Below are 13,788 nucleotides of genomic sequence, written 5' to 3'. Positions count from 1 at the left end.
CCGGCCGGTCTGCGGGTGTGCGGGCGCAGATGTAAAACCGTTGTAAAGCCTGCGCTTGCCCACGGCCGTCCCGTGCCATCCGTCAGGTGGCGGTGCCGCGCCAAAGCCCTATGATGCCCGGCATGTCCAAGGTTCAGCTAAACCATGTCCGCCTTCTGAGGTACGCCACGTACTTCGTCTTCCTGTGCGTCGGCCTGCCGCTGTCCATCCAGCGTGCCGGCAACGGCGTGGGCCAGATCAGCGACGTCGCATTGCTGATGTGGACGGCGTGCTACCTCGTCTTCGGCCTGGTCTACTGGCTGTTCACCCGCGACCTGGGCCTGCGCGTGGATGGTCTTACGCGCATGGCGGTGCTGCTGATCCTCACCGGCTCGGCGCTGGCGATCGGCGTGATCAGCAAGAGCGGCCTGGCGGCGCTGCTACTCACCATCGTGGCCTCGGTGGTGCCCTGGCTGGTCAGCGTGCCGGTCGGCATGGCCTGGATGGTCTTCGCCCACGTGGCGCTGATTCCCGTATTCATGGGTTTTCCCGTGCCCTTCCTCGCGGCGCTGATGCAGTCGTGCCTGTATTTCGGCTTCTCGGCGCTGATGTTCATCACCTCGATGGTGGCCAACCAGCAGGCCGAGGAGCGCGAGGAACTGCGTCGGCTGAACTCCGAACTGCGCGCCACGCGCGCACTGCTTGCCGAATCCACCCGTATCGCCGAGCGCATGCGCATCGCGCGCGACCTGCACGACCTGGTGGGTCACCACCTCACGGCGCTCAGCCTGAACCTGGAAGTGGCCAGCCACCTCACCAACGACACGGCGCGCGAGCACGTGCTGAAGGCGCAGAGCACGGCCAAGCAACTGCTGGGCGACGTGCGCGAGGCGGTGAGCGAGCTTCGCCAGGACGATGCCATCGACCTGACCCAGGCCCTGCGCAGCCTTACCGAAGGCGTGCCCGGCCTGGCCGTCCACCTGGATATTCCCCAGCGTTTCGGCGTGGAGGACCCGCGTCGCGCGCAGATGCTGCTGCGCTGCGTGCAGGAGATCCTGACCAACACCGTCCGCCACGCCAACGCACGCAATCTGTGGCTCACCTTCCGGCATACCGGTCCCGACGAGCTGTGTCTCGACGCCCGCGACGACGGGATCGGCAGCGGCCAGCTGCGCCCGGGCAACGGCCTGAACGGCATGCGCGAGCGTCTGGCCGAGTTCGACGGCAGCCTCGATTTTCGCCTGGGACCCACCGGCGGCTTCGCGCTGACGGCCCGGCTTCCGCTGGGCGAAGAGCAGACCCTCGCCCATGCGCCCTTCCGTCCCTGGCCCGAGATGGGCGCAGGGGATGACCACGACCCGGCGCTCCATGCCAAACTTTCCTCCCCTGCCGAGGGCCAATCATGATTTCCGTCTGTCTCGTCGATGACCAGAACCTGGTTCGCCAGGGTATCCGCTCGCTGCTCGACCTCGCTGGCGACATCCGCGTCGTGGCCGAGTGTGCCGACGGCGCCCAGGCCGTACAGACGATTCCCCAGGTACGCCCTGACGTCGTACTGCTGGACCTGCGCATGCCCAACATGAGCGGCCTGGAAGTGCTCCAGGCGCTGGGCGGCCGTAACGAGCTGCCGCCGACCATCATCCTCACCACCTTCGACGACGACCAGCTGGTGCTGTCGGGCCTGAAGGCCGGTGCCCGGGGTTACCTGCTGAAGGATGTCTCGCTCGACCAGCTGGTGGAGGCCGTGCGTACGGTCGCCGCCGGCGGCTCCCTGGTGGCGCCCATGGTCACCCAGCGCCTGCTGGCCGGGGTGGGGCGCATCCAGAACCAGTTCACCAGCCTGGAACAGCCCGACCCCCTCACCGAGCGCGAAACCGAGATCCTGCGCCTGCTCTCGGGCGGCTACAGCAACAAGGAAATCGCCAATTCCCTCCGCGTCGCCGAGGGCACGGTGAAGAACCACGTGTCCAATATCCTGTCCAAACTGGGCGTCCGCGACCGTACCAGGGCCGTGCTGAAGGCGCTGGAACTGGGCATCGTCTGAGCACAAGCTGACCGAAGCGTGACCCCCTTCACCCCTCCGGCCGAAAATCGGCTTGTGCCAGCTTGGAAAAAAGGGCAGGGGACCCAATAGCGTTCGCCGCCGCGAGCAAGTACCATCAGTCCTTTCGGCGCGGGCGAACCCCTGCCACGGGCCGATTCGCCAGGGGTGACCGCCGGTGTCCACAACCGCGCGTGGAGCCTGTTCAAAGACGTTCGGAGAACCGTGGAATGACGCGTCTGTTAGAATTTATTGTCGCCATCCTCATCGTCGCCATCCTCGGCGTCGTAGTCGGCGTCGCGATGCCCTCGACGGGACACGTCGAGCGCGAAATGCTCATCAGCAAGGACTTGCGCCAGGTTTACGACGTTTTCAGTAACTTCCGTCGCTTCCCTGATTACACCGTGCTGCGCACCTTCGATCCGAAGATGCAGTTCGAGCTCTCTGGCAAGGCCTACGGCCCGGGTGCCAAGATTTCCTGGAAGGCTTCCGATCCGAAGATCGGCGACGGCTCCCTCGAAATCGCCTCCATCGATCCCTCGTTCGCTCAGGTCACCGACGCTGGCAAGGGCACGATCGTATGGAACCTGGACAACAACTGGCGCGGCCACGACAAGACCTTCACCATCAAGCTCGAGCGCACTGGCCGCAGCCAGAAGCTCGTGAAGGTGAACTGGTCCTATGACGTCGCCTACGGCTGGAACCTGGTCGACCGCTTCTCCAACCTCTACATCCATGGCGATCCCGATGCGCTGATCCAGTTCAGCCTGACGAACCTCCAGAACGTCATGGCCGCCATCCCCAACATCGACTACAGCAAGATGGTCCCGTCGATCGCCGAGCAGCCGGCCAAGCCGATCCTGTTCGTCTCGACCACCGCCCCGCGTACGCTCGATGACGTGGACACCGCTTCGGACAAGGCCATGGCCGAAATCCAGGCTGCTGCCAAGAAGCTGGGTGTGAACATCGTGAGCCCGCGCATCACGTTCACCACCAACTGGGGCGACCAGAACTACACCTTCGACGTGGCCGCCGAGATCGACGCCACCACGCTGAAGATCAACGGCCAGGATGTCGAACTGACCGCCGCCCAGCGTCCGGCGCTCGACGCCGCCGCACCGGCAGAAGCCTCGACCGCCGCCGCCCCGGCCGCCGACAACGGCGCCCCGGGCAGCAAGGACAAGCTCGGCCGCGTGATCGTCGATGGCAACGTCAAGGCCGTGCTGGCCTTCGGCGGCAAGGCGCTCAAGGCCGACTGGAACGGCACCGGCGCCGGCCTGCCGCAGACCCGCCAGATGCTGGCTGCCTACTCGCAGACCCACGGCTACAAGTTCGACGACGTGACCTTCCGTCCGTACGACATCCAGGTGAAGGCGCCGACGAACAACCACGGCACCATCGAGGGTTACGACGAGCAGAAGTTCGAGATCTACCTCCCGCTGCAGGGCGACAACGTTCCGGACCAGACCCCGGAACAGGAAGCCGGCATGAAGCAGCCGGGCCTGGAAGAATCGGCCCCGGCCGCCTCGTCCACGGCTCCCGCCGCTGCGGGCACCGCCCCGGCTCCGGCCAGCACCGCCGCGAAGTAAGTTTTCGCGTCCGGTCGCGGAACTGAAAAGCCCCGGCTTCGGCCGGGGCTTTTTTTTACGCGGGTGAGGCACCGCTTCGCAGGTGGCTCGCCTCGCGGCCTCGCACGCGTCCCCTGTAGGAGCGCGCCTGCGCGCGACCGGATGAATCGAAACGATGATGATGTTCGCGATGACCGGTCGCGCGCAGGCGCGCTCCTACAGGGGGGCGGTAGCTCAAAGGTTTCCCGCACGATCACCGCGAGATGGGGAGAGGCCGCGGGGACGGCCCCCGCCGCCTCTACACCGCCACGCCACAGGCGCCGAGCGCGAGGCCGCAAGGCGAGCCCACCCTACGAAGCGAACACCCCGCATCATTGGCTACACTGCGGGCAATGATCGAGACCGAACGACTCACCCGTTGCTATGGCCCGCTGACCGCGGTCGATTCGCTGACGCTGCGCGCCGAGCCTGGGCAGGTGGTGGGGCTGCTGGGCCCCAACGGTGCCGGAAAGTCCACCGCGATGCGCATGATTGCCGGGTTTCTCACGCCCACCTCGGGCACCGCGCGGGTCTGCGGGCACGATGTGCGCAAGGAGCCGCTGGCAGCGAAGCGGGCGCTGGGCTACCTGCCCGAAGGGGCACCCAGCTACGGTGAGATGACCGTTCGGGAGTTCCTTTTCTTCATGGTGCGGGTCCGTGGGCTGGACAGCGATGTAGCCTTCCGCCGGTTCGACGAGGTGGTGATGCGGCTGGAGCTTGAGGACGTCCTTGAGCAGACCATCGCTACGCTGTCCAAGGGCCTGCGTCGGCGCGTGGGGCTGGCGCAGGCGATCCTGCACGATCCGCCGGTGCTGATGCTCGATGAACCCACCGATGGCCTGGACCCCAACCAGAAGCATTCGGTGCGCATGCTGATCGACGCCATGGCGCGCGAGCGCACGATCCTGATTTCCACGCACCTGCTCGAAGAGGTGCACGCGCTGTGCAATCGGGTGGCGATCATCGCCAACGGCAAGCTCCTGGCCGACGCCACCCCCGCGGAGCTGGAGGCTCGCTCGCGGTATCACGGGGCGGTGTCGTTCAGCGCGCAGGGCAGCGGGGTGTCGCGCGAGATGCTGGCGCGCATTCCCGGAGTGTCGATGGTGGAGGTCGATCCGCTCGACGGGCGTGTGACCGTGTTTCCCAAGCCGGGGCAGCCGATCATGGAAGAGGTGCAGGCCTTGCTGCGTACGCAGAACCTGGAAGTGTCGGAAATCCAGCTGGAGCGGGGGCGCCTCGACGAGGTGTTCCGCCAGATCACCACGCCGCCGCGCGGGGGTAACGCATGAGCCCCGTGCTTGCCATCACGCGTCGTGAGTTGTCAGCGTATTTCGTGACGCCCGTGGCCTATGTGTTCATGGTGATCTTCCTGGTCATGGCCGGGTTCCTCACCTTCTATACCGGCGACTTCTACGATCGCGGGCTGGCCGACCTGCAGCCGTTCTTCGACATGCATCCGTGGCTTTACCTGGTGCTGGTGCCTGCGGTGACGATGCCGATGTGGGCGGAAGAGCGTGCCTCGGGCACGCTGGAGCTGCTGTTTTCGTTGCCGGTGTCGATTTCGCAGTCGGTGCTGGGCAAGTTCCTGGCGGCCTGGGTGTTTATCGGCATCTGCCTGGTGCTGACCTTTCCCGTGTGGATCACCGTGAACTACCTGGGCGATCCGGATAACGGGGTGATTCTCGCGGGGTACGTAGGAAGCTGGCTCATGGCTGGCGCGTTCCTTGCCATCGGCACCTGCATGTCCACGCTCACGCGCAGTCAGATCGTGGCCTTCATTCTTACCGCCAGCGTGTGTTTCGTGCTGCTGCTGATCGGGCAGCCGCAGGTGCTGGATTTCCTGCAGGACTCGGTGCCGCCGAAGCTGATCGGCGCGCTGGGCCAGGTGAGCCTGTCGCGGCATGCCAACGCCATCGCGCGTGGCGTGCTGGACCTGCGCGACCTGGTCTACTTCTTCGCGACCATCGTGGCGTGGCTGGGTGCCAGCGTGATCATCCTCGACCTTAAGAGGACACGCTGAGTCATGTCGCCGATCCGTATCTCGCGTTCCTTCATGCTCAGGCTGGCCCTGCTGGGCGTTGCCGTGGCCTTCCTGCTGGTCATCGGGGTGAGTTCGATGTCGCTGCGCACCGCGCGCATCGACCTCACCGCCGACCGCATCTACACCCTCACCCCGGGCACGCTGAAAATCGTGGATGCGTTGACCCAGCCGGTCACCGTGACCCTGTATTTCTCCGAACACGCCACCCGCGATCTTCCGCAGCTGCGCAGCTACGAGCAGCGCGTGCAGGAGATGCTGCGCGAGATGGCGGTGCGGGCGCATGGCCGCATCCGCTTCAGGGTGATCGACCCCGTGCCGTATTCCGACGACGAGGACGCGGCGGAGAGCTACGGGCTCACGCCGGCCACGGGTGGCAGCAACGGCGAGCGGGTGTTCTTCGGGCTGGTGGGTACGGGTGGGCAGGGCGAGGTACCCCCGCAGGCGATTCCGTTCTTCGACCCGGCACGCGAAGCCTTCGTGGAATACGACATCGCCAAGCTGCTTTATGAGCTGGGCATGCCGAAGAAGCCGCGCCTGGGCATCATCAGTACCTTGCCGGTGCAGGGTAACCCCGTACTGGGCGAGCAGCCGTGGACGGTGCTGCGTCAGCTGGACCAGCTGGCGGATGTCACCACGATCGACGCGTCGTCGCTCACGCGTATCGATCCGGCCATCAAGGTGCTCTTGCTGATTCATCCCAAGAGGCTTTCGGACGACGCCCAGTACGCGATCGACCAGTTCGTGCTGCGTGGGGGCAGGCTGGTGGTCTTCGTCGACCCCGACTCGGAGATGGACAACGCACCGCTGGTGGATTCGCACGGCATCACTGACGATCACAACTCAGACCTGCACCGGCTGTTCACGGCCTGGGGCGTGGTCTACGATCCGACCAAGGTGGTGCTGGACCGTTCGCAGGCGCTCACCATCGAGCTCAACGGCAACAACGTCGTGCATCCGGCGATGCTCGGGCTGGGTACGCAGGACCTGAACCACGATGACGTGGTAACGGCCAGCCTCCAGCGGGTGAACGTGTCCACGGCGGGTTTCTTCGAGCTGTCGCAGGATACGCATGCGCGCCTGGTGCCGCTGATCCAGACCTCCGACGATGCTTCCGTGGTGCCGGCGCAGAGCGTGCGGGAATCATCGGGCGATCCATCGTCGTTGCTGGAAAGCTACGAACCCACCCACGAGCGCTACGTGCTCGCCGCCCGCCTGCGCGATACCTTCCACACGGCGTTCCCCGAAAGAAGCGAGGCCGGCCACCTGTCCGTCGCGCCGTCGCCGGGTGAGGTGGTGCTGGTGGGCGATACCGATCTGCTGTCCGATCGCCTGTGGATCGACGTGCAGCTGCTGCTTGGTCAGCAACAGCTCACGCCGTTCGCGAACAACGGCGATTTCGTCTCCAACGTGGTGGACAACCTGGGCGGTTCCAGCTCGCTGCTTTCCATTCGCGGGCGTGCGAACCTTCAACGGCCCTTCACCCGCGTGCGTGCCTTGCAGGCGGTGGCGGACCGGAAGTTCCTGGCCAAGAAACGCGAGCTGGAGAACGAGCTGTACGACACCCAGCGACGCCTCACTGAGTTGCAGCCGGCCAAGGCCAACGGTGGTGCCTCGTCGTCCAATGCCGAGCAGCGACGCGAGGTCGAACAGTACCTGCAGCGCAAGCTGGCCATCGGCAAGGAGCTGCGCGAGGTGCAGCATCAGCTCAATGCCGAAATCGACGCGCTCGGCCTGCGCCTGAAGTTCATCAACATCGTGCTGGTGCCGGGCCTGGTGGCCCTCTTCGGTCTTATCTACGGCTGGCGCCGGTCACGGCGCGGCAGAAGGGCGGTGTAGCGATGACGGGTGGCGGCCTCATGAAGTGGATCGTGCCCTGGGAGTTTTCCTGGGTGTTCCTGTTCTGCTTTCTGGCGGCCGCCTTCCTGTATGTCGCGGGCTCGCGGCGTCTCAGGGTGCCGATCGCGCGACAGGCGGCGTTCTGCGTGGGCATGGCGATGGTCTACGTGTCGCTGCACACGTATTTCGATTATTACGCCGAGCATGAGTTCTTCATGCACCGCATCCAGCAGGTGCTGCTGCATCATCTCGCACCACTGTTCATCATCGCTTCGTACCCGGGCACGGTGCTGCGGGCTGGACTGCCGTTGTCGTGGAGGGTTCGCCTGCGCCGCCTGGGTCGCTCGCTGCCCGTGCGCATCGCGAACGCGGTGCTGCTCAATCCGGCCTTCGTCACGTTGTCCTTCGTGGCGTTGATCCTGGTCTGGCTGGTGCCCGACCTGCAGACGCTGGCCATGCTGGACTGGCGCATCTATCGCGCCATGAACTGGTCGATGATCCTGTCGGGCCTGGCCTACTGGTGGCTGGTGCTGGATCACCGTCCCAGGCCGCCGGGGCGCATGTCGCCCGGCATCCGCGTGCTGTCTCCCGCCCTCACGATGACGCCGCAGATCGTGGCAGGGGCCATCGTTACCTTTTCGCGTACCGATCTTTATCCGATCTTCGAGATCTGCGGACGCGCTTTCACCATGAACGTGCTCACCGGCCAGCTGATCGGTGGCGTCATCATGTGGGTGCCGGCGGCCATGATCGAGACGGCGGGGGGCCTGCTGGCGATGCGCCAGTGGCTGCGCCTGTCGCGCCTGGGGCGGCTGCCGAAGCGACCGCCGCCCCGTCGGGTCGCCGTGGCGCGTCAGTAGGCCTTCGGCACCTTTTCCGCCTTCACTTTCACCTTGTCGCGCTTCGGCTTGGCGTCCAGCGGCGGCAGGTCGATCTCCGGCTGCGGGCAGAGCACGTCGGGCACCTGGTCGAGCAGGTGGCGGATGAGGTTGAGGCGACCGACCTTCTGGTCGTTGTAGTCGGCGATGAACCAGGGCGCGTGGTGGGAGTGCGTGCGGGCAACCATGGTGTCGCGCAGGTCGCTCATCTCGCCGTATTTCTCGCGGCCCTTGAGGTCCACCGGCGAGAGCTTCCAGCGTTTCAGCGGATCTTCCGCGCGCTCGGCGAAGCGTTCTTCCTGGATGCCCTGGTCGACGGTGAGCCAGTATTTGAAGAGCAGGATGCCGTCGTCGGTGAGCAGTTTCTCGAAGGCAGGGCAGGCCTTCATGAAGGATTCGTACTGTTCCGGCGTGCAGAAGCCCATGGCGGGCTCGATGATGGCGCGGTTGTACCAGCTGCGATCGAACAGCACGAGCTCGCCGGCGGCAGGCAGGTGGGGCACGTAGCGCTGGAAGTACCACTGGCTTTCTTCGGTCTGCGAAGGCTTGCCCAGGGCCACGACGCGCGCGGCGCGGGTGTCGAGCTTGTCGGTGATGGCCTTGATGGTGCCACCCTTGCCGGCCGCGTCGCGGCCTTCGAAGATCACCACCATGCGCTTGCCCGTGCTGCGCAGCCATCGGGTGAGGCCGACCAGTTCGATCTGGAGGTCTTCGAGGGCGTGGTCGTAGGCTTTTTTCTTCTTGCCCATGGGACGGGTTCCTTGGAAGGTAGCCGTCACTATGCCGCAGTCCCCGTCACGGTGGCGTGCCCGCAGGAAACGGTCGCGCGCGAGGCGCGCTGTTGCAGGCGGTGTTTTGATTCGGGGCGGGGCGGTTTGTACCGGTCGCGCGCAAGGCGCGCTCCTACAGGGTTACTTCGGTTCTGGGCGGGTCGCGCGCGAGGCGCGCTCCTACAGGGTTGCGTTGGTTCTGGGCGAGGCGCGGTTCTACAGGGCGAATGTGTAGGAGCGCGCCTGCGCGCGACCGTAGAAACCAGGGCACTCCACACCGCCGCGGGCGGCCGGAACCCTCACCCCCCGGCAGTCAACGACTGCAACTCATCTGCCTGGTTCTCGCGGGTGAGGGTGTCCACCAGTTCGTCCAGATCCCCCTGCATCACCTCGGTCAGCCGGTACAGCGTGAGGTTGATGCGGTGGTCGGTGATACGCCCCTGCGGGAAGTTGTACGTGCGGATGCGCTGGCTACGGTCGCCCGAGCCCACCTGGAGACGGCGGGATTCGGCCTGCGCAGCGCTCAGCTTGCTGCGCTCGGCATCGAGCAGGCGCGCCTTCAGCAGGCTCATCGCCCGCGCACGGTTCTTGTGCTGGCTGCGCTCGTCCTGGCATTCCACCACCGTGCCCGTGGGCAGGTGGGTGATGCGGATGGCCGAGTCGGTCTTGTTCACGTGCTGGCCGCCGGCACCCGAAGCACGGAAAGTATCCACCTTCAGGTCGGCGTCGCGGATCTCGATATCGTTCACTTCATCCTGCTCGGGCAGGATCGCCACGGTGGCTGCCGAGGTGTGGATGCGGCCCTGCGACTCGGTTTCCGGCACGCGCTGCACACGATGGGTGCCAGATTCGAACTTCAGCCGCGAATAGGCGCCACGGCCTTCCACGCGGGCCACGATTTCCTTGTAGCCACCGTGCTCGCCGTCATTCGCGTTGAGGATTTCCACGTGCCAGCGCTGGCGTTCGGCATAGCGCGCGTACATGCGGAACAGGTCACCGGCGAAGATCGCCGCCTCGTCGCCGCCCGTGCCGGCGCGCACTTCGAGGAACAGGTTGCCCTCGTCACGCGGGTCTTTCGGCAGCAGCAGGATCTGCAGCTCGGCATCGAGGTCGACGAGGCGTGCCTCGATACGCTCGATGTCGTCGGCCGCCATCTCGCGCATGTCCGGGTCGTCGAGCATGGCGCGGGTGTCTGCCAGTTCGCGCTCGGCGTCGTCGTGCTCCTTCAGCGAAGCCGCCACGGGTTCCAGCTGGGCGTATTCGCGCGAAAGATCGCGGAAGCGGTTGCCATCGGCCAGTACGTCGGGCTGGGCGAGCAGGATGCCCACTTCTTCGTGGCGTTCGGCGAGGGCTTCGAGTTTGCGGCGGATCGACGGGGTCATTCGGTGCACGAGGTTCGGCAATAGCCGCACATCATGCGGAAACCTCGTCGTCCGGGTCCAGTCCGTAGAGGCGGCCGGCGGCGTGGAGGAGGTCGAGGTCGCCCGAGAGTGCGGCATCGCGCAGACGTGCGCTGGGGGTATGCAGCAGCTTGTTGGTGAGCGTGTTGGCGAGGAAGGCCAGGGCCTCCTCGGCCGGGCGGCCCCTGGCCAGCATGGCCTGGGCCTTGGCCAGCACCTCGTCGCGATGGGCTTCGGCCGCGCTGCGCATGTCCACCGCCGGGTTGCGCAGGGTGAGGGCGCGACGCCAGGCCATGTAGCGCTCGACCTGGAGGTCGATGATGGCGTCGGCTTCGCGGGCGGCCATTTCTCGCGAGCGCCGGTTTTCATCGATGACCTGTTTCAGGTCGTCGATGCCGTAAAGGTATACGTCGTCCAACTGGGCCACTTCCGCCTCGATGTCGCGCGGCACGGCGATGTCCACCATGAACATGGGCCGGCGGCGGCGTTGCGCGATGGCGTCGGCGACCATGCCGCGCGTGACCACGGGCAGGCGCGAGGCGGTGGAGCTGATGACGATGTCGGCCTCGGCCAGATGCCGGGGCAGGTCGGACAGGGCGATGGCATAGGCGCCATAGCGGCCGGCCAGCTCCTGGGCGTTTTCCAGTGTGCGGTTGGCGACGATCAGGCGGCGTACCTGCTTGTCCACCAGGTGCTTGGCGGCCAGCTCGATCGTTTCGCCAGCGCCGATCAGCAGCACGCAGGCCTGGCGCAGATCGGTGAATACCTGCTCGGCCAGACGCACGGCGGTGTAGGCCACCGAGACGGTGTGCGCGCCGATGCGGGTATCCGTGCGCACGCGCTTGGCCACGGCGAAGGTGTGCTGGAGCAGGCGCTCCATCGGTGCCTTCAGCACCTGGGCGCTGCGTGCCTGCTGGTAGGCGTCCTTTACCTGACCCAGGATCTGCGGCTCGCCCAGTACCATCGAGTCCAGCCCGGTCGCCACGCGGAACATATGCCGCACGGCATCCTGTTCGTCGTGCCGGTAGAGGAACTCATCGAGCCGTTGCGGGGTCAACCGGTGCTGATGCGACAGCCATTGTCCGGGTACGCCCTCGAAGCCTTCCGCCACGCTCACATACAGCTCGGTACGGTTGCAGGTGGAGAGGATCATCGCTTCTTCCACGCCAGGCTGGCGTGCGAGATCACCCAACGCCTCGGGCGCCGCCGAGGCGTCGAACGCCACCTGCTCGCGCAGGCTGACCGGCGCGGTGAGGTGATTGAGCCCGAGGGCGATGAGTGGCATGACGGGCGTGAGTCGGTGTCGGTGGCGTCGGCTAAGCTAAGAGCGCATTGTGCGCCCATGAGGCCCCCGCATGTAGGCGAGGCCGATGGAAAACGACGGAGACTAGTGTGCTGAGCGGTCGGTCCAAGTTCAAGCAAGTGCGGCATTTTGTGGCCCTTTCTGCGCTAGCCGCAGCCTTGGCCGGTTGTGCGGCCACCACCACCCGGCCGGAACAGCCCAGGGCCGTACGCACCGGGGTGCAGCCCCTCGACCGGCTTCAGGTGGCCATCGTGCCGCCCGAGCGCGATCTCCAGGCGCAGCTGATGGCGGGCGACTTCGCCATCGCCAACAATGATCTCAAGGCCGCTGCGACGGCTTACGGCAACGCGGCGGCCATCAGCAACGATCCGGCCGTGGCCGCACGGGCGACCGAACTGGCCCTGGCGATCCACGACCAGACGGCTGCTGCCCAGGCCCTTGACCGCTGGGCGGCGCTGGGAGCAAAGCCGCTGGATCTTGCCGAGGGCAGGGCGCGCATGGCCCTCGACCGAGGCGACACGGCCGAGGCCGAGCGCCAGCTCAATGCCATGGTTGCCACGGGTGATCCCAACGCCTGGCGTGAATTCGGCCGGACGCTGGCCATGGGCCGCGACCAGGCCCAGGCCGGCATGCTGCTCGAACGCATCGCCACGCCCCAGCGCCTGCCGAACGATTCGGTGGCCTGGATGGCCATGAGCGAGCTGGGCGAGAGCTTCGGGCGGCACGACTACGCCCGGCATATCGGCGAGCTGGCCCAGGGCCGTTTCCACGACGCCAATACCTATGCGTGGACCGCCCAGCAGAAGTACAAGGCCGGTGATCGCGAGGGAGCGAAGAAGCTTTTCGCCAAGGCCATCGAGAAGGACCCGAAGAACACCCACCTGCGCCTGGCCTACGCCACGATCCTGGCGCAGGGCGGTGACGAGAAGACGGCGGCGAAGGTGCTGGCCTCCGGTGCGCAGGACAGCGACACCTACACCATGCGGATGACCCTGGCTGCCCGCGCCCAGGACAAGGCAGCACTGAAGCGTCTCTACGACGAGATCCGTCGCCAGTCCGACGATGTGCAGGCCGACAATGCCTTCATCCTGGGCCAGCTCGCCGAAATCCTCGATCAGAAAGAAGACGCACTGGACTGGTATGCCGCCGTGGGCGATGACGATCCGCGCGCTTTCGATGCATCCGTACGTAGCGCCGTGATCCTGCACCAGCAGGGCAAGGACAACGACGCGCACGAAGTGGTGGCCGACCTGCAGACGACGTATGCCGATCGCCCGGAAGCGCTGCGCAAGGCCTTCGCCGTGGACGCCGAGCTGTACATGGATGCAGGCAACTACGCCGCTGCCGTGTCCTCATACGACAAGGCCCTGCGCGTGAAGCCCGACGATGCGGAAATGCTCTACGGCCGCGGCCTGGCTTACGCAGAGGCCGGCAAGACCGACCAGGCGGTGGCCGATTTCCGCAAGGTGCTGGAGATCAAGCCGGGCGACATCGAAACCAGCAACGCCCTCGGCTACACGCTGGCCGATGCCGGTCGCGATCTCGGCGAAGCGCAGAACCTCATCCAGACGGCGCGAAGCGCGCGACCCGACGATCCGTCCGTGGCCGATTCGTGGGGCTGGCTCAAGTTCCGCCAGGGCCAGCTCGACCAGGCCGAGAGCGTGCTGCGCGGTGCATGGGCCAGCCGCAAGGATGCCGATATCGGCGTCCACCTGGCCGAGGTGCTGTGGACGCGCGGCGAACACGACGAAGCCCGCAAGGTGCTGAACGAAGTGCGCCGCATCGATCCAAAAAACGCCTCGCTCGAAAAAACCGAAAAGAAACTCCGCCCCTGATACCGTCCTTGTAGGAGCGCGCCTTGCGCGCGACCGGAAGTGGCGAAGCAATCATTGCTTCGCGACAACCGGTCGCGCGCAAGGCGCGCTCCTACAAA

At 66.0% G+C, this 13,788-nt stretch carries 11 protein-coding genes; 8 read left to right on the top strand and 3 right to left on the bottom strand.

The genetic code is table 11. The features are described from left to right. Positions 1–122 precede the first annotated feature (122 nt). The 7 genes from KR767_RS02350 to KR767_RS02320 all read left to right on the top strand — a co-directional run bounded on the left by KR767_RS02350 (position 123) and on the right by KR767_RS02320 (position 8,364). Positions 123–1,385, top strand: coding sequence for a sensor histidine kinase (locus KR767_RS02350; RefSeq protein ID WP_166951120.1), 1,263 nt, complete (start codon positions 123–125; stop codon positions 1,383–1,385). Next, a complete protein-coding gene (locus KR767_RS02345; RefSeq protein WP_144915358.1) occupies positions 1,382–2,023 on the top strand; it encodes a response regulator in 642 nt (213 codons plus the stop codon). Before KR767_RS02350 ends, KR767_RS02345 begins: the two co-directional genes overlap by 4 nt. 227 nt (positions 2,024–2,250) lie before the next feature. Next, a complete protein-coding gene (locus KR767_RS02340) occupies positions 2,251–3,609 on the top strand; it encodes an SRPBCC family protein (RefSeq protein ID WP_250877968.1) in 1,359 nt (452 codons plus the stop codon). Positions 3,610–3,980: 371 nt separating this feature from the next. Beyond that, positions 3,981–4,916: an ABC transporter ATP-binding protein gene (locus KR767_RS02335; protein ID WP_250877967.1), complete on the top strand. Its 936-nt coding sequence runs from the start codon at positions 3,981–3,983 to the stop codon at positions 4,914–4,916. Then, positions 4,913–5,647, top strand: a complete 735-nt coding sequence (locus KR767_RS02330; protein ID WP_250877966.1) for an ABC transporter permease subunit — start codon at positions 4,913–4,915, stop codon at positions 5,645–5,647. The genes KR767_RS02335 and KR767_RS02330 overlap by 4 nt, the downstream gene beginning before the upstream one ends. 3 nt (positions 5,648–5,650) lie before the next feature. After that, positions 5,651–7,504 carry a GldG family protein gene (locus KR767_RS02325; protein WP_250877965.1) on the top strand — a complete coding sequence of 618 codons (1,854 nt, stop codon included), beginning with the start codon at positions 5,651–5,653 and terminating at the stop codon, positions 7,502–7,504. 20 nt (positions 7,505–7,524) lie between these two features. Then, complete coding sequence (locus KR767_RS02320) at positions 7,525–8,364, top strand: cytochrome c oxidase assembly protein (RefSeq protein WP_425602716.1); 840 nt, start codon at positions 7,525–7,527, stop codon at positions 8,362–8,364. On the opposite strand, the gene ppk2 is transcribed toward KR767_RS02320, so the two are convergent. The 3 genes from ppk2 to hemA form a co-directional block, all read right to left on the bottom strand. Next, positions 8,358–9,131, bottom strand: coding sequence for a polyphosphate kinase 2 (gene ppk2, locus KR767_RS02315; protein WP_250877963.1), 774 nt, complete (start codon positions 9,129–9,131; stop codon positions 8,358–8,360). The two genes, KR767_RS02320 and ppk2, sit on opposite strands and share 7 nt — an antisense overlap. A 320-nt stretch (positions 9,132–9,451) precedes the next feature. After that, positions 9,452–10,534 carry a peptide chain release factor 1 gene (prfA, locus tag KR767_RS02310; RefSeq protein ID WP_166951136.1) on the bottom strand — a complete coding sequence of 361 codons (1,083 nt, stop codon included), beginning with the start codon at positions 10,532–10,534 and terminating at the stop codon, positions 9,452–9,454. A gap of 31 nt (positions 10,535–10,565) precedes the next feature. Continuing rightward, positions 10,566–11,837 carry a glutamyl-tRNA reductase gene (hemA, locus tag KR767_RS02305; RefSeq protein ID WP_250877962.1) on the bottom strand — a complete coding sequence of 424 codons (1,272 nt, stop codon included), beginning with the start codon at positions 11,835–11,837 and terminating at the stop codon, positions 10,566–10,568. 176 nt (positions 11,838–12,013) lie between these two features. On the opposite strand from hemA, the gene KR767_RS02300 reads away from it, so the two are divergent. Further along, on the top strand, positions 12,014–13,690 hold the full coding sequence (locus tag KR767_RS02300) for a tetratricopeptide repeat protein (protein WP_250877961.1): 1,677 nt from the start codon (positions 12,014–12,016) through the stop codon (positions 13,688–13,690). Positions 13,691–13,788: the final 98 nt, after the last annotated feature.

Source organism: Luteibacter anthropi, assembly GCF_023699965.1.
Classification (GTDB): domain Bacteria; phylum Pseudomonadota; class Gammaproteobacteria; order Xanthomonadales; family Rhodanobacteraceae; genus Luteibacter; species Luteibacter anthropi.
Note: the sequence above shows the minus strand (reverse complement) of the source record. Positions and strands in the feature narration are given on the sequence as shown.

Excerpts from the sequence above, each read along its gene's own strand:
- hemA (WP_250877962.1), bottom strand. The coding sequence starts at position 11,837 with ATGCCACTCATCGCCCTCGGGCTCAATCACCTCACCGCGCCGGTCAGC.
- KR767_RS02335 (WP_250877967.1), top strand. The coding sequence starts at position 3,981 with ATGATCGAGACCGAACGACTCACCCGTTGCTATGGCCCGCTGACCGCG.
- KR767_RS02320 (WP_425602716.1), top strand. The coding sequence starts at position 7,525 with ATGAAGTGGATCGTGCCCTGGGAGTTTTCCTGGGTGTTCCTGTTCTGC.
- ppk2 (WP_250877963.1), bottom strand. The coding sequence starts at position 9,131 with ATGGGCAAGAAGAAAAAAGCCTACGACCACGCCCTCGAAGACCTCCAG.
- KR767_RS02340 (WP_250877968.1), top strand. The coding sequence starts at position 2,251 with ATGACGCGTCTGTTAGAATTTATTGTCGCCATCCTCATCGTCGCCATC.
- KR767_RS02350 (WP_166951120.1), top strand. The coding sequence starts at position 123 with ATGTCCAAGGTTCAGCTAAACCATGTCCGCCTTCTGAGGTACGCCACG.
- KR767_RS02325 (WP_250877965.1), top strand. The coding sequence starts at position 5,651 with ATGTCGCCGATCCGTATCTCGCGTTCCTTCATGCTCAGGCTGGCCCTG.
- KR767_RS02345 (WP_144915358.1), top strand. The coding sequence starts at position 1,382 with ATGATTTCCGTCTGTCTCGTCGATGACCAGAACCTGGTTCGCCAGGGT.
- prfA (WP_166951136.1), bottom strand. The coding sequence starts at position 10,534 with ATGACCCCGTCGATCCGCCGCAAACTCGAAGCCCTCGCCGAACGCCAC.
- KR767_RS02330 (WP_250877966.1), top strand. The coding sequence starts at position 4,913 with ATGAGCCCCGTGCTTGCCATCACGCGTCGTGAGTTGTCAGCGTATTTC.